Origin of the sequence: Gillisia hiemivivida (assembly GCF_007997295.1) — a bacterium.
GTDB lineage: Bacteria > Bacteroidota > Bacteroidia > Flavobacteriales > Flavobacteriaceae > Gillisia > Gillisia hiemivivida.
This window is the reverse complement of record NZ_VORY01000006.1, coordinates 68501-90575: the sequence shown is the minus strand read 5'-3', so window position 1 is coordinate 90575 and position 22075 is coordinate 68501. Positions and strand designations below refer to the sequence as shown.

Genomic DNA, 22075 nt, shown 5'->3' with positions numbered 1-22075 from the left:
ACTATCTACCCTCTCCACTTCGGTGATCTTATTATTTCTATATCTTTCGGAGATTAGCTTTTTAACCCCTTCTGGTAATTCCTCGTTTTTTATGCTATTCTCGGTTGAGTTCTTAGTTTAAGGGTCTGGTCCTAAACGTGTTAGAAGTTGAGCCTCATAACTTTTTCCGGTTTCGTATTTTAATTTTAACTAGGTTTGACTTTAGTAACGAAAAAAAAAGTCAGCAATAATTTAAAACAATAAACTGAAATGAAAAACCTGAATTTTATATTAAGCTTATTAGTACTTTTCATCCTTTCTGGATGCAACTCCGTAGATGATAATATAACTATTGAAGAAAATACGCGAAGAAATGGAATACTCATTTTTGGCTGGTTTTCAGATTCAAGCTGTGAAGGAGGTTGTTCTGATATATATAAAATAGATAATGGAAAAATATATAAGGACATAGATTCTAATTACCCTGAGAATACTTTTTTTGGAGGCAACTATCAGTTGATGACTAACGTAGATTATCGAGATTATAAATCCTGAATAATTGAGTTACCTAATGAAATATTTAATGAACCAAATGGATATTTGGATTGTACTGATTGCACAAATGCAAATGGAGGATTTTATTTAGAATTTAAAAATGATGATGGTTTTCATAAATCATGGCGTTTTCGCAATGCATTATTCCCTGATTATATGGAAAATTATAGAAGTCTGTTACTAGATAAATTAGCTGAATTAAATAATTTATAGTCAATCGGATGGGAAAAGTACAAATGAATGATAAATACTGCTCAAAATAGAAATGATCTGAGAATTTCTCCAGCTAATCATTTAAAAAAGTTGAGTGGAAATTTTACGTTATGCTGTTCTTATAGCTATCTGAATATTGGTTCAACATCCTGATAATTAATTAGGAGACTCTGAATCTCCCAATTAGGTTAATATGTGATTAGATAAGCAGGTTAGTTAATGGTACTAAAACGAATTTATATCAACGAAATATTGTTTTCAACTAATAGAAGCTTTACTACCAGTTAATAGGCCTGTAATCTTTTAAGAATTTTCCACACCAATGCTTCCCACTATTTATCCCATCGAATAAAGGATCCAAAACTCTTGCGGCTCCATCTACAATATCTAAAGGCGGCTGAAAATCGTCACGCTCCTGTTTCAACTTTGCTAAGGCTGCAGGATCTTCATCTGTAACCCACCCGGTATCTACCGCATTCATAAAGATGCCATCCTTGGCTAAAGTCCCAGCAGAAGTATGCGTGAGCATATTTAATGCGGCTTTTGCCATATTGGTATGCGGATGCCTGTCTTCCTTAAAACCTGGATAGAATTTTCCTTCCATCGCCGAAACATTTATAATGTGCTTTTTCCCTGTGTTGTCCTTTTTCATTATTTCTGAAAGTCTGTTGCACAACACAAACGGAGCAACTGAATTTACCAGTTGAACTTCCAGCATTTCTGTAGTTTCAATTTCACCAAGCTTTAAGCGCCAAGAGTTAGTTTTTCTAAGGTCTACTTGTTGCAGGTCGGCATCCAATTCTCCCTCTGGAAATACTTCTTTAGCAACCAAAGTATTGTCAAAACTATAAGGGATCTGAGATAATTTGGCTGAAGCTCGCAATCCAATTCCAGGTTCAGGCCCATGCCAGGTTACCGGCATATTGGTATTGGATGAAGTTATTGGTTTGAACAATTTTAGCTCCTCTAGACAGTTACTATGATCCCCTAAAAGATCTCTTGCATATTCAGGCAGTGAAGCAATTGGGCGTTCTTCATTAGGCATTAAATGCTGATAGAATCCGGCAGGTCTTCTTACGGTTTGCGCAGCATTGTTAATGAGGATATCCAATCGCTCATATTTTTGCTCTATAAAATTGCAGAAGATCTCCACACTTGGAATATGCCTAAGATCGAGTCCGTGGATCTTTAATCGGTGACCCCATTCGGTAAAATCTTCTTCCTTAGAAAATCTCAAAGCAGAGTCTACAGGAAATCGAGTGGTTGCTATCACGGTTGCTCCGCCACGCAAAAGCATTAAACTTATATGATATCCTATTTTTAAACGGGAGCCTGTAATAACAGCTACCTGTCCTTTTACATCGGCATTCTGAAAACGCTTGGCATAATTAAAATCGCCACAAGAGGTACACATAGAATCGTAAAAATGATGCATTCTAGTGAATTCCGTTTTGCAGACATAACATTTTCTAGGTGTCTCCAGCTCTAGTTTCACTTTATTGGCTAGGTGAGCCATAGGAAGCAATTTGGGAGCTACAAATACGGAAGCTTCTCGAGCATTTCGAATTCCAGTTTCTTTACGTGCAGTTTTATCTTTGGCTTCTTGCTTGCGTTTTGAAGCCTTTTTCGCATCCTTTTTTCTTCGGGAAAATTCATCGCGATTGGGCCTAGAAAACATTCCGGCAACTTTTAAAAGTTCGGTTCGTTGTTCCTTGGGAATATCGAAGATCTGATCTGTATCTTCTACCAATTGCGACAAAACCTCAATGCAACTTTCAATTTCTGCTGAAGTGATCGCTCTTTCTATTTCTGTTTCATTCTTCTCCATGACCAATATTTAAGCTGAAACTCAGCATAAATTTCAGCTAAAATTATCCGAATTTTATCCTATGTTTCTCGAAGCGCAAATGTAGTTTTTAAAACCCAATCCCACTTTAAACAATTTTCAAAATGATAATTCAATTTCTTACAAAAAAAACAAGCTATTGAATTTCTCTTTCCGCTCATTTTGAGTAATATCTAAAAAGAGCTATTTTTTGAATATTCCGGCGATCTGATTATAATCTAGGAAATATTGAAGCTTTAAAGAAAACACATTGTTTATAGGTTGCTTAAACAAGGTATCTATACTTTGTGTGTAAGAATCTCGAGCTGCAGTATCAAAATTGAATAACTGATTACGGTATAGCGCAGTTACAAAACTTCCCGGTGCAAATTGCCAGGAATAGCCAAGATCGAAATTCCAGGTAGAGAAATTAATATCTGGATTATTTGGAATGTTAGTAGTGGTATAGCCTGTAGAATTAGTAACTCGTCCATTATCCTGCAAACTGAACAATTGATCATCATAATCTACCGTTCCCCAGTAATTTCTTAGAGTGAGTGATAAGGTATGATTTGGGTTAAAGTTATAACTCGCATTAAAAGTTTGTTCGATCTCTTCTCTATCTCGATCTCCAAAAATTACATCATCACCTACTTGAGTTACATAACCTCTATCTCCCAGGTAATGGTCTCTAGAGAAAAAATAAGAGATCATAAATTTATCATTGAAACGTATTTGAGGTCCAATTCCAAACCAATAATCAAAATAATCTCGTCCGTCTTCAAGTAAAGATTCAGCACCAATATTGGCATTTATCGATACTTTTTTATTGTTATTTGAGTTGAACCAGCCATTAAAATTCACTCCATTTTCTCTAATAAAATAACTTCCTGCTTTTCTAGGTTCAAAATAATCATATTGCTTTCCGGGAAGTAAATTGATGTTCCCTCCTATCCCGTACAATTTTTTTGTAGTTCCGTTAGCGCTCAATCCCAATCCAAATCCTGTGAAGGTGTTTGGTTCTGCCAGCATGGTATAGTTCACATAAAAATTAGCGAAATAGCGGTTCCAGATACCGGAAGGCTCAAAAGTTCTGTAATTAATATCTATTCCTAGATTATTATAATTGTTCCTAAACTGCAAACCAAGATCATTAGGATCAAATTTGGTATCTGCATAACTGTGATCTATACTATATCTTAAATTTCCATGTGCTTTACGAGCAGCTACAAAAGTGCTGAAACCTGTTAGAGTTCCAGATTCCAGGTTGATGTTACTCATTTTTATATCTCCACGAATCTGGTAAGTATTTCTCTTATTAGTTATATCTGAAGTGATCGCGGTAACATTTGCATCTCTAAAAGATCCTTCCCGGGTTACATTCGTATTGATGATCCCAATAGAGGAATTCCCATTAAACTGCTGATCTACAACCATAATATTATAATTGGTTAAAGGCTCTACTACTTCCCTCCTTCTATCTCCACTTACTATATTTTCTATGGTTGCTTCTGCTTTTTCTGTAAAGGAATTAAAAAAGCCTAAGCCTAGTCCATTTCCTGTTCTTCCGGAAATCTTAATTGCATTTAGTACTTTCACTGATTCTGGAAAATCCACCACCTCTTCATTTTCAGAAGTCACAGGGTCTGTGATTGGCGCGCTTCCTACTCTTCTTGAAAAGAACAGATTTCCTTTAGAAAAAAGATCTATTCCTTCAGTAAAAAATTGTCTTTGTTCAGAAAAAGTTTGCTCGAAGGGTCCAAGGTTCAAGGTAATATTATCGAATCCAGCTTGTGAAAAATCTGGGATAAGCGTAGCATCTAATGTGAAGTTTTCGGTAAGACCATATTTCACATCTAAACCGGCGTTGAAGTTAGACTCATAAACACCATCAAAATTATTTTGAACAGTTGAAACGAATGGGTAAAGGGAAAGTCTTGTTGGAGGATCCAGATCGTTCAACCCATTTAATTCTCCATGGTATAAGCCAATAATCCCTTTGGAAATATCTATAGGATTCCAGGTATATTGAGTTTCATCCCTTCTAAAACTTCTATGAAATTGTATTCCCCAAGTCTCTATGTTATTATTATCGAATCTAAGACAACGATATGGGATCTTCATCTCCACGATCCAGCCATCGTCCACGATCTCTACTGCACTGCTCCAAACGCTATTCCAGCCAAAATCTTCACCTACACTTGGATTAGAAATAGCATCGGCCTGGGTTCCAGAAGCAAAAACAAAGAATTCTGTATCATTTTGAGCGTCATTATTAGGGTTTACTATAAATCCGAAGAAATCTGCATTTCCAAAATTATCCCGGCTAGAAAGCTGCTTGGAGATCTTTGTAGGATCATCGTATAAATGTGCAGAGATATATAAGGCTGTATTATCGTAGGCCATTTTAACCACGGTTCTATTCTCCAGATTTTCTTTTACACCCATATCTGGCCTAAATTGGATAAAATCTCCTGCTTCCTGAGCATTTGCCCAGACAGGATCGTCCAGGAACCCGTCTATCTTTGGAGCTTCTTCCGCTCTTTCAATTTGAAGTTGTTTTTTAGTTTCTTGTGCGGTTGCACTAATACAAATGGAAAGCATGATGATGCTTAGAAAAGGTAATTTCATTTATTGGATGATTGATGTATCTAAAAGACCACCTTTATCCCTAAATGTTACATAATATTTTAAAAAGGCGGATTTTATTTTTAATTCTGTATATATAATTCTAAAACTGATAAGAATTTTACAGATTATATATTATCCTTTAATGATAGTTTCCAGCATCAATTTTAAATAGGACCTCTATTCTTTTAGAAAAATTTTCCGACCCTGAAGATTGAATCGCTTATTAAGGAATAATTCTTACTGGTTATCTTTCTCAACCTCACTTTTTTTCTTATTGGGCATTGATCCAGTAACCTTTTCAGGATTAAACTGAGTTTTCTTGTTCTTTTCATTATTGATCTCATGTTCCCGAGATACTGAACTTTTTGTAACCAAAAGGTAAATGACTACAGCGACAACAATTCCAATAACTATATAAATCACAAGTTCCATGAGTGGTCTTTTTCAAATGTTTGATTAGCTATTAAAAATTAATAGAAAGGAAATCGCCTTCAATATTAAAACAAGCAGCCAATTGCTTACTGAATTACAGTAAAGTATAAAAATAATATTTAACTTCAAAAAAGACTACTGTTTTTGGGTTTTAAATTTAGTATAGAAATATTCTTGCTAGATCTAGTTTGACAAATTTATGAATACTGTTTACTAGTCACCATTCCTAATAGCTTCAGTGAAAAAATCATTTAGAGCCACAATTTTTCGAGCTCTAGGCTTGGTAAATTTAATTAAAATACAAATATTAGGAATGGGAGATATTTTAACTTTTACTCAACTTTATAATTCACTATTAGTGTTGCCATTTCTTGTTTTAGCTATTTATTTAAGCAAAAAATATATCTTTTATTGAATGAATTTATTTTGAAGAAAATAATCTTAGGCTTCTAATTTATTTCTGGAATAATTTTAGTTATATAAAGAAATTAAGTTAGGTTTTGTTATTAATTCCTGAAACCTCATAACCTTCCAGAGTATTTATAAGATTCAAGTGATCCTTTAAGCTTAGCACATAATACATCTTCATCATCCCTCTATTTTTTACCTGAATTTCCCCTCGATATTCACAATCAAAATAATCTTTAACCAATTGATAGGTGTTTTCAGAAATATTTATGAATCCAGATTCTGAGCTAGATTCCATTCTAGAGGCAATATTTACAGTATCACCCCAAACATCGTATGCAAATTTCTTTTTCCCCACTACCCCAGCCACTACAGCACCTGTATTTACCCCAATTCGAACTTCAAATGGGATTTTGTATTGGCTATCGTTAAAACTATTCGCTTTAACAAATTCTGCTATTTCTAAAGCTGCCAGGAGAATCTTAAATGCATGATCTTCTAATGGAAAAGGCAATCCTCCTGCACACATATAAGAGTCCCCTATCGTTTTGATTTTTTCCAGCTCATATTTTTCTATGATCTCATCAAATTTAGAGAAGTAGAAGTCTACACTTTCTACAATAGCCTCTGGAGACATATTTTCTGATACTTGTGTGAAGTTTTTGAAATCTGTGAATAATACCGTAACAGACTCAAACCTACGGGATTTTACTTTTCCAAAATCTTTTAATTCTTGCGCAGTCTCTTCCGGGAGAATATTCAATAAAAGCTCATCAGACCTGCCCTTCTCTACTTCAATAATATTACTGGTCCTTTTTATAAATCTATTTCTTCTATAGAGTCCAATGGCTAAAAGAATAATGAAAAATAGGGCGATGGAAGTTGCAACAAATATTATTTGTTGAGTTTTCTTTTGTTGTGCTAATAGATCGAGTTCCGTTTGTTTTTGAGAAAGCTCATAATTTGTGCGCAATTCTGCCATTTGCTGAACCGAAGAAATATTTACAACACTATCTCTATATGAGATATGAAGCTTAAATTTATCGTATGCTCCTTTAAAATCTCCGGTCATATTACTTAAGCTAGCTAGTTGAAGATAGGCGTCACTTATTTGACTTTTTAAATTATAAGCTAAAGCTAATTCTAAACTTCTATTGGCATAAGCAAAAGCAGATTTATAGTCGTTCTGTCTAGAATAGATATCAGACATGTAGGTTAAATATACAGATATGGGATAGTAATCTTTTAATTCTTCAAGAATACTGATTGCAGCATCAATATTTTCTTCAGCTAATTTATCTTTTCTCTGTTCAGCATACACCATACCTACATTTCCAAGATTATATGCCTTTCCTATTGGGTAATCTATAGCTTCAAAAATATAGCCCGACTCTTCAAAATAAGCCAAAGCCTTATCATACTTTTTGCTATTAAAAAATTCGTCTCCGGCATTTAGCAGTGCCGATGCTAAATTTATAGAATCATTTACTAATCTAAGTATTTCTATTCCTTGTTGATAATAACGCTCTGCATTATTATGGTTTTCCATTTCCGAATAGGTGTCTGCAACAGATATAATAATAGAGCCTTTTCCTTTGTTGTCATTTATTAAATTGGCATATTCGAGACTTTTAAAATAAGCTTTTAGGGCTTGCGTATTGTCCCCTTTTTTCTTAAAAGCATGTCCTTTAAGTAAGTAGCCACTAAGCAAAGTATTTACAAGAGAATCTTTTCTGGCATTTTTAATTAATAATTCTGAATAATGTAAAATATCATCCGGATCTGTTTGATTTTCAGCTATTTCTTTTAAAAGAGGTAACGGGTCACCATTAAAAGTGCTTCCATCGTAAACACTAACCAGACTATCGGCCAATTTTTGATTCTGACCGAATAGTGGATTAAAGACTATTTGGAATAAGCCTATTAAAAAAAGAAGCTTTTTACTCACTCCTATTATCATCTTACTAATGTTTTAGATCTAATTTTGGATCATCGGTGTAAGTAGAATCATCTCCGTCTATTTTAAATTTGATACTATATTTTTCACTTTTACATGATCCTGGATCAGCTTTGACCTGACCAATATACTTATTGCCATTTGGAGTTGGATTGGCAGTCAAAAGATCACACTCCCCCGATTTTTTGACTATTTCTATTGAAGAAATTCCACTTGTTTCATCTGGGATCCAAGTAATGTTTGCTCCTTTTTTAACTTTTGTAGTTAGTTGACCATTATCTGAATAATCTCCTTCAGAATCTTTTAGTTTGAGTTTAGGAGGATTGCTGGAGGAATCCTTTAGGCTAACTGTTATAGAAACTGCATTACTCATAATATGAAAATTTAATTGGTTAGTATATATTTTCCGATGTGAGATCAACAGATCAAACTCGTTAATTCTCAAAATCTAGGGGGGGAAGTTTATTGGGAACAGGGAGATAAAAAACCATGTATCAAGTATAGTCACTTGAAATTCAATATTTTATAAAGCTAATATTTTAATTTTAGAAAAACTATTTATTTTTAAAACCAGTAAATCTCTTTGTGTCGAAATGAATTCCGCAGACATTTTGTAGTTTACCCTAAAGCTAAGTCTGCCCATCATCTGTTTTTCTCCCAAATGAAGGTTCATTTCATGAAATAACCTACGAGTCCGATCGGTTTAAAATTCATTAAATGCCATTGGAATCGATTGCTTCAGTTAAAAACTTATTAATAGGTTGCATAGTTTTCCAATAGTTCATTACCAATGTATCTAAATTTTTATATGTAATTGTTTCTGGTGATAGCGTAGCTCCATAATAAAACTGCTTATTGGCAATAATCGGTTCTATTTTAAACAATTCCTGAAATTCTTTAGGAATACGTTTGTTCTTTTCACCTTTAATTTCTCCAAATTGATCTTTAAAATCATCCTGTTCTATAAGTGCTCGAAAGGCTTTTGGATCTTCACTTATTGCGGTTCTAATTTGTTGAAGTTGTAAAGTGGAAGGATTATAACAACCTCCCATAATGGTCACATCTTCGGGGGAAAGTCTAATATATAGCCCGGGGATGCTTTTATCTTTTCTGCCTTTTGGCGAAATTACTGCTGAAGAAAATAATTTGTAAGATGATTTGTCTTTAGAGAATCTTACATCTCTATGCAGTCTGAAAATGCATTCTTTTGGAGTTATTTGATACTCAGAATCCAATTTGCTAATTTCTTCTATGACTTTGCCTATGAAAACTATAAAAGGTTCTTTTACACTCTTTTCATAGCGCTCTTTGTTAGCATGAAACCATTCGGTATTATTGTTTCCAGCTAGATCCTTGAAAAACTGCGAAAAATCTTCAGTAAAATAAGTCATAATAAAAATTAAGGTGTTTTGAGTTGAAAGCTAAATGCTGAATCAGCAATAAATTCGATTATCATGAGCTGCAGTTAGTACTTTCTGCAATGCTAAAAATAATGAAATTACCGCTGCTTTTAAAAGAATAGGCAATTGATAACTAAGCGAATTGGAACTTACTTTATAATTATCCCTGCTGCTGCTTGATATTTTTTTTGCTGAAGAGGATTAATCTCGTGTCATCGATATTCAAATCTAATTATTCTTGCCAACTCAAGTTCATATCGTGATTATATAAACCCAGGATAAATTTAAGTCGGTTTTAAGAATTAAAATTGATGTAGGTCAATCGATCAGGTTAAACTAATCCTAATCTCTAATTCTACTGCCTCAAAGCACTTTCTTAGCCATAAATTTGCATCAGAATTTAATAGTTAAACTTAAAACTTATAGAAATGGAACATAATATAAAAGGAAAAGTTGTTGTAATTACTGGAGCAAGTAGTGGTTTAGGAGAAACAACAGCAAGACATTTAGCAGGCAAAGGAGCATCTGTAGTTTTAGGAGCTCGTAGAATAGAGAATTTAGAGAAAATCGCAAAAGAAATTCGTGAGAACGGTGGAAAAGCTGAAGTTTTAAAAACTGATGTAACCAAGGCTGAAGATGTAAAAGCTTTAGTTGACAAAGCTGTTTCTTCTTTCGGTAAGATTGATGTGTTGATCAATAATGCTGGTTTAATGGCAATAGCTCCTCTTTCTGAAACTAAAGTTGAAGAATGGGATAAAATGATTGACATTAACATTAAAGGAGTGCTTTATGGAATTGCCGCTGTATTGCCAATATTTCAAAACCAATCTTCTGGACATATAATAAACTTATCTTCTGTTGCAGGAATCAAAGTTTTTAGCCCAGGAGGAACCGTTTATAGTGGAACAAAATATGCTGTTAGAGCAATTACCGAAGGATTAAGACATGAAGTTGGAGGTGCTATTAGAACTACTTCTATAGAGCCAGGAGCTATAGAATCTGAATTAAAGCATGGAAGTTCTCATGAAGAAAGTTCTGCACACGTAAAAGAATTTTACAAACAAGCAATTCCTTCTGATTCTATTGCTCGTGCTATTGCGTATGCAATTGAGCAACCAGATGATGTAGATGTAAATGAGATTGTAATTAGACCTACTGTACAGGAGTTCTAAATTACAATTATATCAAATAAAAGAGGGTTTAGGGAACTTAGTTCTTTGAACCCTTTTGTTTTAAGTATAAAGTAGATCCTTATTATCTTTAATTTTTATAATCAGATTTCTGTATGTCCGCTTTTGTTCCAGTAAATAGTTTTTTATTATTTAATTACAGGTTGTTACCGTCATGCTGTACCGAGACTTCGGGAGTTTCAGCATCTTAAATATGTGGTATAAGACCCTGAAACAAGTTCAGGGTGACGCGACCATTTTAGATAGGATAATTTGGTCACTGGACTCTAAACGGATATACAAATCAGATTTTATATTTTTTGAAAATTGATCCAGTAACAGTTTTAGTTTTGGAGCTATAAAAGTTTTACAAAACGGTTTTTGAGGATCGTCGAGGTAGTAATTATGAAGTTCCTCCCTAGAGGCTTTAAAAGCTTCAAAGGAATGTACTTTCGTGATAAGCTTATTATTGAAATACGGCTGAAGATTTTCTATGATCGTTACTGCTTTTTCTTTTTGAATTTCGGAATATGTGTACACAGCAGATCTATATTTTCCTCTCATACTATGCATGGAACTACTTCTATGGGTGTAGAGATGAATTTCTATAAGTCGCTTAAGAGGTATAACTTCTGAATTGAAGTGTACAACCACAGCTTCAGAAAAACTTGAATTATCACCATTGGACGCCACATAGCCCTGCTCTACTTTTTTAACTCCAATTAGAGATTGGAATACAGCTTCGGTACACCAATGACATCCACCACCTAAAGCAATTTTTTCTAAAGAACTTAGCATTTAAAGTTAATTATATGATTTAATTTATGAAGTCCAAATGATATTACAAACGAGATTTTTTTATTATATCTCCACTTTCTTTGGTCTCAATCGACCTTTAAATCTTGCTAAAAGTATTAATTTCTTTTTGGTATTGATAAAATAGACTCCGGTTAAAAGAACAAGAGCAGCAATAGAAGATTGAATCGTAATTTGTTCATTCAAGAAATACCAGCCTAAGCTCATCGCAATAATTGGATTTACATACGTTGAAGTAGCAACTTTCTCTGGAGAGACAACTTTTAATAAATAGTTAAAAGATGTAAAGGCGACAATGCTTCCAAATAGAATTAAAAGGACCATAGAGATCTGCACTTCTCCACTCCAGGTATTCGGAAGTGACCAGGATTCTCCTAAAGCAAAGCTAGCAAGCATCAGCATAATACCTCCTGAAATCATTTGATACCCAGTATTTACAAAATAATTAGCAGGCAGATCTGCCTTACTCACAAAAATGCTTCCGTATGCCCAGCTTACTAAACATAAAAAGATCATTCCCATTCCAATAATAGAATCCCCATCACTTATAATTTGATTCTGACTTACCAAAAGATACATTCCTAAAATTCCCAATCCAACCCCTATCAAGGACATGGTTTTTATTTTTTGACCTTCCAAAACACGTAATAATATCAAGACTATTAATGGTTGAGCAGAGATCTCCAATGCAGCAAACCCACTGTCTACAAATTTTAGAGCCCAAACAACAATCCCGTTTCCAAAAGTGAGAAACAGAAATCCTGCCATTATGGTGTTTTTCAACTGTTTTTTAGTAACAGAAAGGCTTATCCCTAAAAACTTACAGAGAACAAATATGAGAATGCCCGCAATAATAAACCTTATAGCTGCCAGCATAAATGGAGCTAACTCGCTTACAGCAATTTTATTTAAAAGATATGTAGAGCCCCAGATTACATAAATTGAAAAAAAAGCCAGTACAACAAGTAATTTGTTTGGAGTTTTTTCCATGAGTTTTTGTGTTTTAAATAAAGTGCAATATTAAGCATAAACTATACTTCAGACTTTAAATTCATTCTAGATTTTAAAGTTTTGTACAGATATTCAATAGGTCTTTATATATAAATTTCAATGGTTCTATTTCATGCCTCCTATATTGTTGAAGTTGTTAAGTCTTAATTAACAATACTTTATATGAACTTTATTAAAATTACAACTCCATCTCTGTAATTTTAATTATCTATTAATCAATCAAAATATATTATGGCTGAAATAAAGATCACCAAAAAGACACCAGTATGGCCTTGGATTCTTCTTTTTTTAATAGTTATTGGAGGGTTATTCTTTTTATTCTTCTATGGAGATACAAATGAAGATGAATTTACAGATGATAATGCAACAGAGTTTGAGGAAGTAACTTCAACAAATCCTCAAAATAATAGCTTAGTTTCTTTATTAACCTCTGAAGTTGCTTAAAATCCTTTCAGGAAATTTACTACTAAGTAATAGTCTTTATGGAAATTGGATAGTTTTAAGATTCCTGAAAATATTTCTTTAGTCTACTCTTATTTCAACAGGTTCTATAACTGTCTATAATTAAAATTGAATATAAATTAAACGCCTTCTATGAAAAATAGAAAAGATTCTTGGTTCCTTCTTTAGGACCTATAATTCTAAAAATTTTAAATATCATGAAAGAACAAAAAAAACATTTGTACTATCTCGACGAATTATCAGATTATAAAGTAGACAGTCATTACGCAGATGTACGTGGATGGCCAGTGAAAGACCATGATAACAGAGTTATTGGAAAAGTTGATAATCTCTTAGTAAATAAAAATTTATTGAGAGTGGTTTATCTGGACGTAGAGGTCGATAAAACCATCATAGATGCGAATTATGATCCCTATAGTAATTCCCACAATTCAGATGTTCGGGAGTTTGTAAACAAGGAGGGGGAAAATCACGTTATCGTGCCTATTGGAATGATAAACATTAATGAAGAACAAAAATACGTAAATACCGAAAGTATAGATCACCAAACCTTTGCAGAAACGAAAAGATTCAAAACCGGTGATAATGTAGATCGGGATTATGAAGTCGCTGTTATGGATAGTTATAATCGGGATAGAGATAGACATGACAACGAGCAAATCAGCGAGGATTCTCGTGCACAAAAAGAATCTCCATATAATGCAGATAGAGATGCAGATCATATTCAACGAGATTTAAACACTGATGCTGAGTGGAGTGAGGAACGCCAAAAGCTGGAATTGGAGCGCCATAAATTAAAAGAAGAAAGATTAAAGCTGGAAGAAGAACGCAAAAAATTAGAGGAAGAAAGAAAAAGGAGAGATCTTAATAAGGAAAGTGACTCCACCAATGATGCCGATAGGGAAAAAAGAGACTCTTCTAATAAGCACGATCCAAATGATGACGACTTTTATGACCGAGGAGAATTTGATGGTGCAAATTATAGGAACAGTTAAAACAAATTTCGGAGATAATTATATTCATAAATTAGAGCCCGATTCATAGACTTAAACTCAAATTTTAAATTTTAATCTATCTAATAAAAGGAAATGCCTTCAAATACTAGTACTTGCAGGTATTTTTATTGAGCTGAAGCTGAAGTTATATTTTAGAAAAAACATACTTCAATTCAGTAGCTATCTGTAAACTTCTTTCCTTATAAACACTTTCCTGCTCCTGTGTTTCGTCTGACACTTTTGGATCTTCATAGGTAATCGGGATTCGTATTTCTGCTCCTGTAATCCTTGGGCAGTTCCCATCGGCATGGGAGCAGGTCATGATAGCTGCAAATTCTGAACTTGGATTAAAATTCGAATCATAGGTTTTAGAGAAACCAATAATAGGATGTTGATTATCGGAATATTTTATACTGTAAATAGGATTAGTCCCTTCAGCAAGAACATCTATTTTAAATCCTGATTTTTGCAAGGTTTCAGCAACCATAGGAAATAATGCGGTAGCCTCTGTTCCACCCGAATAACAAATTACATTATCAACTTTAAAATATTCAGCAATTGTCTGAGCCCAAACCTGAGAGAAATGACTTCTTCTCGAATTATGGGTACAAATAAAATTTAATCTTATCTCACTTTTACTATTAAGCTTTTCTTGTATATAAACTACTAATGGGGCTAATAGTAGTTTACGTTCTTGAGTGATAGAAGTAATGTCTAATGAATTAATTATAGCTTCAATTTTGGGAAGTGTCATTTTCTAATTTATAAGTTGTGTCATCTTTGAATGATATCTTTGTTACTACTAGCAACAACCAGATCCAGGAGCACAAGAATTTCCTTCATCTTTTGTAAGAAAAGATAAATTCACCTTAGTTTTTTCTGAAGGAATTCCGCATTTATCTTTGGCAAGACAATCTGTTAATTTGTTGGTTAGAAGAAAATTTTCACCTTTAAAATCCAACCCGTACTTACCAATTGTTTCACCTTGGTATTCAACTTCTATTTCGAGATCTTTCATCTCTAATATTTTTTCTGAAAGCTCTATAATATTTGCTAATTTTTCAGGATAAAGTCTATGATCGTAATCATCTGCCTCCCAAAGCTGAAAATTAGCTACTTCTTCTTTCCTTTCTGTTCCGCCGCAATCAATAAAGTGTTTAGATACTTTCCCTACTTCTGTCACATGAAAATGTCGTGGCACTAAACTGCCGTCAGGAAGTTCAAATGCAATGCTTTCTAAATTTTTCAGTGTTTTTTTTATTTCTGACAGTTTCATAGCTCTAAATTTTAAAATTGATATTATGCTGATTTATCTATTTGCACTGGTTTTGTTTAGTCGGTTGTAATACCAAGAATTCCTTAAATAAGCCGAGTGCCTCATTCCATTTGTCTGGATTAATGCAATAACATACACTTGTGCCCTCTACATTCCCTTTAATAAGCCCCAAGTTTTTTAGCTCTTTTAAATGTTGAGAAATCGTTGGTTGTGCTAATCCAATTTCATTAACTAGATCTCCACAAATACAAGTTTGCATCTTGAATAAATGTTGTAAAATGGCAACTCTAGCAGGATGTCCAAAAGCCTTAGCTATTAATGCGATCTCATTTTGCTGTTTTGTAAAGATTTCAGTTTTAGTAATTCCCATGCTGCTTTATTATTATATAGCAATATTACGATTAATATATCTGAATTGATATTAATTTTAAAAAAAGTTTCTGGGACTGTCGAAGGATTTTAGTAAGGAGATCCCTCCTATTGTCGGGATGACAATATATAATAAGCGTTGTCTTTCTGAAGTAAGTAAAACGGACTGAAGAATTGTTTAAAAATTTCTTGACTCAGCTCGAAAAGACATTATTGCAACATAATGAGAATCATTTTGGGATGGCGCTATTTCACATAAAGCTTTTCCAATAGCTATCGGAATTGTTTCAGCTTCTATTATTAAAAGTATTTGTACGTAGATCCTGAAAAATACCCAGATAATTATAGGGACTATCGAAGGAACTTAGTATAGATATCCCTCCTATTGTCGGGATGACAATAAACAATATGCGTTGTCTTTCTGAAGAAAGTAAAACGGACTAAAGAATCTCTATGTGTAATGCGATTTATCGACTTTCTTAAATTAATCCTAAATCTTTAGCAATTAATATTAATGCTGCACAGAAAACTATTGAGAATCAAAAAGCGACTCATTAAGAGCCGCTTTTATTTATATAAGAAATTGAATTATGCTTTAGGTAACATAACCGTATTTACTACATGTATCACTCCGTTAGACTGATTTACATCTGCAATAGTAACCATAGAAGTTCCACCGTTAGCATCTGTAATAACTACGTTACTTCCTTTCATCATTGCTGTTAACAATCCACCGTTAACGGTAGTAAACATTGCTTTTTCATTTCCTTTTTTTATAGCATTTACAATATCCATAGAAGAATATTTTCCAGCAATTACATGGTAAGTAAGCACATTTTGTAATTGCATTTTATTTTCAGGCTCTAAAAGCGTTGCTACAGTTCCCGCTGGTAATTTATCGAATGCAGCATTTGTTGGAGCAAAAACAGTAAATGGACCATCCCCTTGTAAAGTGCTTACAAGATCTGCAGCTTTAACAGCAGCAACCAAAGTTGTATGATCTTTAGAATTCACAGCATTCTCAATGATGTTTTTTGAAGGATACATTGCTGCACCGCCAACCATCACGCTCATGTCTTTAGACATATTCATGTTGTCTTTCATGGCTTTGTCTTTAGAAGATGAACATGCTCCTAATGAAAGGATTGAAACGAATAAAAATGCTTTAAAAATGTTTTTAGTTTTCATAATTGTTGATTTGCTATTATTATATGTGACTAGATAAACGCATATAAGATCTATTCGGTTTTAAATAGATAGCTATTTAGACTTTCTTTAACAATTAGGAAGATGTGATTCCCTTTGCCTTGTCTGGTTCTTAACCATTTACATATTTGGATAGGAATAACAACTTTCTTTTTGATAGAGACACATCCTGTTTTTAAGATTAAAAAGGCAATAAGAATTTGGAATAAACGAAAAACCACCTCAAAATCAAATCTTAAGGTGGTTAGTATGGTATACGAGATATATCGTAAAGTTTATTTCTTTTTATTCAATCTAGAAATTAAATAGCTACTGGTTACTATAAAACTACCTCCCAAAAGAATGTTCCAGGTAATTGCTTCATCAAGTACAAAATATCCTAATAATATGGCGCTAACCACCTCTAAATACATCAAGGTTGTTGCGGTAGCAGCTGATAATTGTTTGAGTCCGAAAAAGAAGAGTTTAAAAACAACGATTCCTATTAGAAAACCGTAGAAAACACCAATCCCCAGGTCTGGTAAAGTAGCTGAAGGGATTGCAATTAAAAAAGGTATAAAAACAATAGCGCCCACTATATTCTGATAAAATATCATTTGGTTCTTGCTATACCTTGCATTCTCTGCCTTAAATAACACAACTGTTATAGCATATCCAATTGAAGCTCCAACGGCTGCGAGCATTCCAATAAAATCGCTTGATTGAAAACTGAATGGTTTGCCAATATAGGTGATCACAATTCCGGTAAAAGCCAATAATAACAGCATAGTTTGTTTCCGCTCTATTTTTTGCTTGAAAGCAATAGCTTCAATAACAGTAACAAAAATGGGATAGGTATAAAAAAGTACAACGGTATTTCCTATAGAAGTATAAATATAAGCAAGCAAATAGAGATACATTCTCGCAGCATTGATAAGTGAGGCGAGTAACATCTTTTTATTATTTCCTTTAAAATGCAGCTCTCCATCTTTCCATAAAAAAGGGATCAAGATCAAGATTGGAATTCCCGTTCTAAACCAGGCAATAGTTCCGGTACTAAGGCTGGTCATAGATTTTATGAGCAAGCCATTAGCACCCGCAAGAATGGCACATATTATAATGGCATAGATCGCCTTTTTATTCATGCGTAATTATTTAATCAAGAACCTCGGGGGCAAGCCCACGAGATGTCCCGATGGTTCGGGAGAAAATACTTTTAAAAATTCGAGGCATCCCGATAGTTCGGGACGGGGAATTAAACCCACAATGAGGGATTAAATAGAGGATCAATTCCAAGCTTCTACACGATGCATTAAACGCTATAATAAACTTGATATTAAAAGCAAATTCCAAAAACAGCAAGTGCTTTTGGAATTTACAATATTGTTTTTCATCAAAAACCTCGGGGATTTAAACCCTCAATGAGGGGACAACCTACGCTGGTTGAAGTTCTTGATCTTTTTTAGACTTTCTATAAAGGAAAGAATTAAAAATATTTCTTTTTGCGAATCTGAACTGTCTATCAGAATTTACAAGCTTTACAAATAAAGGTTTGTTTACTCCAAAATATTCGTAGGTAGTTCCATCTGTAAAAGATATTTCCAATAAATTTCCTTTATGTTGGAAATCGGCAATTCCAGCTTCAGAGGTAGTTTTATTGTATTCTTCAAGATTGGCTGCCTTAGTCTCTGGAGCTATACTCACTAGAAAATGGTAACCATCAATAATTTGCTTGCTTTTAATTTCAGCTTCTGCGTGCTTTTCATCACTCTCCTGAAATTTATCTGGATGCCATTCTTTTACCAGATTTCTGTAAGAAGTCTTTAATTGTTTAAGATCGTAACCTTTTTCAACATTAAATAATTTCTTGTATTCGTTAACACGCTTCATAAATGCCTCATTTTAAATAAGGCGCGAAATTACAGCTTTTTATCTAATTATTCGAATCTATTTTTAAATCATCCAAAATCAACTTATTTGCATTGGAACTTCCATTAAAAGGAGCTTCGCATTTGAATCTGCAATCACCTCTAATTTATCTGTTTTCCAGATTCCAAAACCATCTCTTTTTTCGAGTTTATTGTTATCTATTCTTATAGAACCCTCAAGGACAAATATATAAACTCCATTATTTTTATTGTGAAGTTCATATTCACAAGAAACACCTTTTTCGAATTCTCCCATAGAAAACCAAGCCTCTTGATTTATCCATACCCCATCATCATCTGAATTTGGAGAAAGCACTTGATAGAATTCATTTTTTTTCTGAAGGTTCCTAATCGAGATCTGGTCATATCTGGGAGCAAGATCACTCTTGTTTGGAAATATCCATATCTGAAGAAATTTTACCTGTTCTCCCTTATTTCTATTATATTCTGAATGAGAGATACCTGTACCTGCACTTAATATTTGGATGTCCCCTTCCCGGATCACACTTAAATTCCCTAAGCTGTCTTTATGTTCTAAGTCTCCTTCTAAAGGAATAGAAATAATTTCCATATTCTGGTGAGGATGAGTACCAAATCCCATTCCTGCACTTACTATATCATCATTTAAGACTCGTAACACTCCAAAATTCATTCTTTCGGGGTTGTGATAATTTGCAAAACTAAAGCTATGGTGGCTATCTAACCATCCATGATTTGCATGTCCCCTTGTATCTGCTTTGTGAAGTACATATTCCATAGATCTGTTTTTAAAGGCTAAAAGTAAAGATTCTTAAATATTAACCTTTAAATCAAGAACCTCGGGGCAAGCCCACGAGGTATGTCCCGATGGTTCGGGAGGAAAATACTTTTAAAAATTCGAGGCAAGCCTCGGGGAATTAAACCCTCAATGAGGGATTAAAACTTACCTACGTTTCTTTTTAGGTGGCTCATTATTAGGCATGCTGTCATTCTTAGTGTTTAGAACATAAGAAGCTAGCATTTTCTCTATTAATTCGTCTTTAGTCAAATGATGAAAAATGGTCTTTACTTCATCTTTTAATTCTGAAGAAAGATTGTGGTTAGGCTTAGTTTTAAAAATTTGCTTTGCCCATAACAGCGTATTATTATCTTCTACACTTTGGGCATCGGGTTTAGAATATTCTTTAAAAACAATTCCCAATTCATCTTGAAATTCCGCAATATCCGGAATTTCCTCATTTTGGATCACAGTTAAAGAAAGCCCCTTTGCTCCTGCCCTGGCGGTTCTACCACTTCTATGTACATAAACCTCATACACATCTGGTAAATGGTAATTCACCACATAGGAGATCTCTTTTACATCTATTCCGCGGGCAGCAAGATCTGTAGCTACAAGAATATTTATATGTCCTTCTCTAAATTGTTTCATGATGCGATCCCGAATTGGCTGGGACAAACTACCATGTAAAGCTCCTGAAGAAAATTTGTTTATGGCTAAATTCTTAGCCAGTTTATTTACTGCAGCTTTGGTCTTACAAAATATAATTCCGCGTTCTCCTTCTTTAGAGGATAAAAAATGCATTAAAACCTCCAATTTCTCGATAGGTTCTACCACTACAAATTGATGATCTATTTCTTGATTCCCAACGGTCTCCATGTTAGCACTTATCTGGATTACATGTTTAGACATATAATTTTGGATAAGTTGCTTGATGGTTCCGGGAAGCGTTGCAGAGAATAATAAGGTTCTCCTTTTCTTCGGAAGTTTTGCTACGATCTCATCTAAACCATCTTTTAATGAAGTCACCATTTCGTCGGCTTCATCCAATACCAAATAGTTTACCATAGAAAGGTCTATGGTCTTGCGTTTTATAAGATCTATAAGCCTTCCCGGAGTTGCAATTACAATATGTGTAGGCTTGGATAATCTTTCGATCTGTGGTTTAATAGGAATTCCTCCACAAGTAGCAGTAATTGAAACATCTGGTAAATTGGTAGCATAACTTTCAAAGTTGCTCAGTATCTGATGCCCTAGTTCCCTTGTAGGAACTAAAATTACTGCTTGAATATGAGATTCTTCAGCATTTATAAGTTGAAGTAATGGCAACCCGAATGCCGCAGTTTTCCCCGTACCAGTTTTTGCTAAACCAACAAAGTCTTCAGTTTTTGATAGCAGAATAGGAATCGTTTTTTCTTGTATCTCAGTTGGAACAGAGATATTTAATTCTTCTAAACTTTTAGTGATCTCTGCTGATATTCCTAAACTGGAAAACTGATTTGACATAAAATATTTTTTGACAAAGGTAAGTACTCTTTTCGCTTTTAATCAGTGAAAAATCAGCCATTATTTTCAATGAAAATTGAGCTAAAGAATATTCCTTTAAAATGAAGTTTTGAAATTCTTAGTTTTTAGCAAGGTTTCTTAGGGCAATCCATTGCTTAAGCATATCCTTGGAATCACACGCAGGATAACCCAAAACAGTTTTTCCTGCAGCAACATCACTCATTACACCAGAGCCTCCCCCTACAGTTGCACCAGAATGTACGGTAGTATGATCTTTTATAGAAGCGCTACCTCCAATTATCACCCCATCTCCTAAGGTGACAGAACCAGCAAGACCACTTCCTCCAGCCATGATACATGAACGTCCCATTACTGAGTTATGTCCAATTTGAACCAAATTATCGATCTTACATCCATCTCCAATGACAGTAGAACTGAATTTCCCCCGATCCACGCAGGAGTTTGCACCTATTTCTACTTGATGTCCAATAACCACATTCCCAATTTGTGGAATTTTAACCAATCCGCGGCCATCATCACTTGGTCTGTAACCAAACCCATCAGATCCTATACTCACATTACTATGAAAAATACAATAGCTTCCAATTTCAGTTCGTTCCCTGATCACAGTTCCAGACCAGATAGTAGTATTGTTTCCTATACTTGTTTCATCTAGAATAGTAACATTAGGATATAAGAAAACATTATCTCCCAAGACAACATCTTTCCCAACATAACATCCTGCTCCTATCACACAATTAGATCCTATCTTAGCAGTTTCGTGAATAGTTGCAGTGGCATGGATACCAGATTCTAGCTGTGGCTGACCAGGATCAAATGCTTCCAATATTTTAACCATTGCCAGATCTGCATTTTTAACTCGAATTAAAGCCTGACCTTCTTCTGGATCAAGATCTATATTATCGTTAATTATAGCTGCCATTGCTTTAGATGAGTTCCAAAGCTTAATATATTTTCTATTCCCAATAAAAGAAATATGACTGCTTTGAGCTCTTTCTAATTGTTCTGGTCCTGTAATAAGCAAACTTGTATCACCAATTAATTCTCCATTAACTAATTCGCTTAATTCTTTAATATTAATAGTGTTCATTTTAGGGTAATTTTTAGGGTAATATATAACGAGTAGTTATTTATTAATTATGAGGTGTTTATTTGAAATGGCAAGATAGGGGCTATTAAT

Annotated in this window: 21 protein-coding genes; 4 read left to right on the top strand and 17 right to left on the bottom strand. The window is 34.0% G+C overall.

Features of this window, described 5'->3' with window-relative positions:
• Nucleotides 1-249 precede the first annotated feature (249 nt).
• On the top strand, nucleotides 250-534 hold the full coding sequence (locus ES724_RS07525) for a hypothetical protein (RefSeq protein ID WP_146931677.1): 285 nt from the start codon (nucleotides 250-252) through the stop codon (nucleotides 532-534).
• Between the two features lie 490 nt (nucleotides 535-1024).
• Here ES724_RS07525 and ES724_RS07520 read toward each other — a convergent pair whose 3' ends face one another.
• The 6 genes from ES724_RS07520 to ES724_RS07495 all read right to left on the bottom strand — a co-directional run bounded on the left by ES724_RS07520 (nucleotide 1025) and on the right by ES724_RS07495 (nucleotide 9391).
• Nucleotides 1025-2575, bottom strand: a complete 1551-nt coding sequence (locus tag ES724_RS07520; RefSeq protein ID WP_146931674.1) for an SDR family NAD(P)-dependent oxidoreductase — start codon at nucleotides 2573-2575, stop codon at nucleotides 1025-1027.
• A 201-nt stretch (nucleotides 2576-2776) separates the two neighbouring features.
• Nucleotides 2777-5203, bottom strand: coding sequence for a DUF5916 domain-containing protein (locus ES724_RS07515; protein WP_146931671.1), 2427 nt, complete (start codon nucleotides 5201-5203; stop codon nucleotides 2777-2779).
• 237 nt (nucleotides 5204-5440) lie between these two features.
• Nucleotides 5441-5635 carry a hypothetical protein gene (locus ES724_RS07510; protein WP_146931668.1) on the bottom strand — a complete coding sequence of 65 codons (195 nt, stop codon included), beginning with the start codon at nucleotides 5633-5635 and terminating at the stop codon, nucleotides 5441-5443.
• 493 nt (nucleotides 5636-6128) lie between these two features.
• Nucleotides 6129-8003, bottom strand: a complete 1875-nt coding sequence (locus ES724_RS07505) for an adenylate/guanylate cyclase domain-containing protein (protein ID WP_146931665.1) — start codon at nucleotides 8001-8003, stop codon at nucleotides 6129-6131.
• A 4-nt stretch (nucleotides 8004-8007) separates the two neighbouring features.
• Nucleotides 8008-8373 carry a hypothetical protein gene (locus tag ES724_RS07500; RefSeq protein ID WP_146931662.1) on the bottom strand — a complete coding sequence of 122 codons (366 nt, stop codon included), beginning with the start codon at nucleotides 8371-8373 and terminating at the stop codon, nucleotides 8008-8010.
• Nucleotides 8374-8713: 340 nt separating this feature from the next.
• On the bottom strand, nucleotides 8714-9391 hold the full coding sequence (locus tag ES724_RS07495) for a DUF2461 domain-containing protein (RefSeq protein WP_146931659.1): 678 nt from the start codon (nucleotides 9389-9391) through the stop codon (nucleotides 8714-8716).
• Nucleotides 9392-9828: 437 nt separating this feature from the next.
• Here ES724_RS07495 and ES724_RS07490 point away from each other — a divergent pair, with 437 nt between their 5' ends.
• Nucleotides 9829-10572, top strand: a complete 744-nt coding sequence (locus ES724_RS07490; protein WP_146931656.1) for an SDR family oxidoreductase — start codon at nucleotides 9829-9831, stop codon at nucleotides 10570-10572.
• Between the two features lie 237 nt (nucleotides 10573-10809).
• On the opposite strand, the gene ES724_RS07485 is transcribed toward ES724_RS07490, so the two are convergent.
• Both ES724_RS07485 and ES724_RS07480 read right to left on the bottom strand, forming a co-directional pair.
• A complete protein-coding gene (locus ES724_RS07485) occupies nucleotides 10810-11367 on the bottom strand; it encodes a peptide-methionine (S)-S-oxide reductase (RefSeq protein WP_146931653.1) in 558 nt (185 codons plus the stop codon).
• A gap of 63 nt (nucleotides 11368-11430) precedes the next feature.
• Nucleotides 11431-12375, bottom strand: coding sequence for an EamA family transporter (locus ES724_RS07480; protein WP_146931650.1), 945 nt, complete (start codon nucleotides 12373-12375; stop codon nucleotides 11431-11433).
• 252 nt (nucleotides 12376-12627) lie between these two features.
• On the opposite strand from ES724_RS07480, the gene ES724_RS07475 reads away from it, so the two are divergent.
• Both ES724_RS07475 and ES724_RS16610 read left to right on the top strand, forming a co-directional pair.
• The gene (locus tag ES724_RS07475; RefSeq protein ID WP_146931647.1) at nucleotides 12628-12840 is read left to right on the top strand and encodes a hypothetical protein; all 213 of its coding nucleotides are present in this window, start codon (nucleotides 12628-12630) and stop codon (nucleotides 12838-12840) included.
• 215 nt (nucleotides 12841-13055) lie between these two features.
• Nucleotides 13056-13853 (top strand): YlmC/YmxH family sporulation protein, encoded by a 798-nt coding sequence (locus ES724_RS16610; RefSeq protein WP_211362752.1) that lies wholly within the window; start codon nucleotides 13056-13058, stop codon nucleotides 13851-13853.
• A gap of 145 nt (nucleotides 13854-13998) precedes the next feature.
• On the opposite strand, the gene ES724_RS07465 is transcribed toward ES724_RS16610, so the two are convergent.
• The 9 genes from ES724_RS07465 to lpxD all read right to left on the bottom strand — a co-directional run bounded on the left by ES724_RS07465 (nucleotide 13999) and on the right by lpxD (nucleotide 21985).
• The gene (locus ES724_RS07465; RefSeq protein ID WP_146931644.1) at nucleotides 13999-14607 is read right to left on the bottom strand and encodes an arsenate-mycothiol transferase ArsC; all 609 of its coding nucleotides are present in this window, start codon (nucleotides 14605-14607) and stop codon (nucleotides 13999-14001) included.
• Nucleotides 14608-14655: 48 nt separating this feature from the next.
• Complete coding sequence (locus ES724_RS07460) at nucleotides 14656-15129, bottom strand: DUF6428 family protein (protein ID WP_146931642.1); 474 nt, start codon at nucleotides 15127-15129, stop codon at nucleotides 14656-14658.
• 37 nt (nucleotides 15130-15166) lie between these two features.
• Complete coding sequence (locus tag ES724_RS07455) at nucleotides 15167-15499, bottom strand: ArsR/SmtB family transcription factor (RefSeq protein WP_146931639.1); 333 nt, start codon at nucleotides 15497-15499, stop codon at nucleotides 15167-15169.
• Nucleotides 15500-16086: 587 nt separating this feature from the next.
• Complete coding sequence (locus ES724_RS07450; protein ID WP_146931636.1) at nucleotides 16087-16686, bottom strand: fasciclin domain-containing protein; 600 nt, start codon at nucleotides 16684-16686, stop codon at nucleotides 16087-16089.
• A 293-nt stretch (nucleotides 16687-16979) separates the two neighbouring features.
• Complete coding sequence (locus ES724_RS07445) at nucleotides 16980-17828, bottom strand: DMT family transporter (protein WP_146931633.1); 849 nt, start codon at nucleotides 17826-17828, stop codon at nucleotides 16980-16982.
• Between the two features lie 289 nt (nucleotides 17829-18117).
• Nucleotides 18118-18573 carry a J domain-containing protein gene (locus ES724_RS07440; protein WP_026838642.1) on the bottom strand — a complete coding sequence of 152 codons (456 nt, stop codon included), beginning with the start codon at nucleotides 18571-18573 and terminating at the stop codon, nucleotides 18118-18120.
• Between the two features lie 78 nt (nucleotides 18574-18651).
• Entirely contained in the window at nucleotides 18652-19368 is a 717-nt protein-coding gene (locus ES724_RS07435; RefSeq protein ID WP_146931630.1) for a pirin family protein, read from the bottom strand.
• Between the two features lie 165 nt (nucleotides 19369-19533).
• Nucleotides 19534-20874, bottom strand: a complete 1341-nt coding sequence (locus ES724_RS07430; RefSeq protein ID WP_146931628.1) for a DEAD/DEAH box helicase — start codon at nucleotides 20872-20874, stop codon at nucleotides 19534-19536.
• A gap of 118 nt (nucleotides 20875-20992) precedes the next feature.
• The gene (gene lpxD, locus ES724_RS07425; protein WP_146931625.1) at nucleotides 20993-21985 is read right to left on the bottom strand and encodes a UDP-3-O-(3-hydroxymyristoyl)glucosamine N-acyltransferase; all 993 of its coding nucleotides are present in this window, start codon (nucleotides 21983-21985) and stop codon (nucleotides 20993-20995) included.
• Nucleotides 21986-22075 lie beyond the last annotated feature (90 nt).

Coding starts and splice junctions, on each gene's coding strand:
- ES724_RS07525 (WP_146931677.1), top strand. CDS start 250: ATGAAAAACCTGAATTTTATATTAAGCTTATTAGTACTTTTCATCCTT.
- ES724_RS07520 (WP_146931674.1), bottom strand. CDS start 2,575: ATGGAGAAGAATGAAACAGAAATAGAAAGAGCGATCACTTCAGCAGAA.
- ES724_RS07515 (WP_146931671.1), bottom strand. CDS start 5,203: ATGAAATTACCTTTTCTAAGCATCATCATGCTTTCCATTTGTATTAGT.
- ES724_RS07510 (WP_146931668.1), bottom strand. CDS start 5,635: ATGGAACTTGTGATTTATATAGTTATTGGAATTGTTGTCGCTGTAGTC.
- ES724_RS07505 (WP_146931665.1), bottom strand. CDS start 8,003: ATGATAATAGGAGTGAGTAAAAAGCTTCTTTTTTTAATAGGCTTATTC.
- ES724_RS07500 (WP_146931662.1), bottom strand. CDS start 8,373: ATGAGTAATGCAGTTTCTATAACAGTTAGCCTAAAGGATTCCTCCAGC.
- ES724_RS07495 (WP_146931659.1), bottom strand. CDS start 9,391: ATGACTTATTTTACTGAAGATTTTTCGCAGTTTTTCAAGGATCTAGCT.
- ES724_RS07490 (WP_146931656.1), top strand. CDS start 9,829: ATGGAACATAATATAAAAGGAAAAGTTGTTGTAATTACTGGAGCAAGT.
- ES724_RS07485 (WP_146931653.1), bottom strand. CDS start 11,367: ATGCTAAGTTCTTTAGAAAAAATTGCTTTAGGTGGTGGATGTCATTGG.
- ES724_RS07480 (WP_146931650.1), bottom strand. CDS start 12,375: ATGGAAAAAACTCCAAACAAATTACTTGTTGTACTGGCTTTTTTTTCA.
- ES724_RS07475 (WP_146931647.1), top strand. CDS start 12,628: ATGGCTGAAATAAAGATCACCAAAAAGACACCAGTATGGCCTTGGATT.
- ES724_RS16610 (WP_211362752.1), top strand. CDS start 13,056: ATGAAAGAACAAAAAAAACATTTGTACTATCTCGACGAATTATCAGAT.
- ES724_RS07465 (WP_146931644.1), bottom strand. CDS start 14,607: ATGACACTTCCCAAAATTGAAGCTATAATTAATTCATTAGACATTACT.
- ES724_RS07460 (WP_146931642.1), bottom strand. CDS start 15,129: ATGAAACTGTCAGAAATAAAAAAAACACTGAAAAATTTAGAAAGCATT.
- ES724_RS07455 (WP_146931639.1), bottom strand. CDS start 15,499: ATGGGAATTACTAAAACTGAAATCTTTACAAAACAGCAAAATGAGATC.
- ES724_RS07450 (WP_146931636.1), bottom strand. CDS start 16,686: ATGAAAACTAAAAACATTTTTAAAGCATTTTTATTCGTTTCAATCCTT.
- ES724_RS07445 (WP_146931633.1), bottom strand. CDS start 17,828: ATGAATAAAAAGGCGATCTATGCCATTATAATATGTGCCATTCTTGCG.
- ES724_RS07440 (WP_026838642.1), bottom strand. CDS start 18,573: ATGAAGCGTGTTAACGAATACAAGAAATTATTTAATGTTGAAAAAGGT.
- ES724_RS07435 (WP_146931630.1), bottom strand. CDS start 19,368: ATGGAATATGTACTTCACAAAGCAGATACAAGGGGACATGCAAATCAT.
- ES724_RS07430 (WP_146931628.1), bottom strand. CDS start 20,874: ATGTCAAATCAGTTTTCCAGTTTAGGAATATCAGCAGAGATCACTAAA.
- lpxD (WP_146931625.1), bottom strand. CDS start 21,985: ATGAACACTATTAATATTAAAGAATTAAGCGAATTAGTTAATGGAGAA.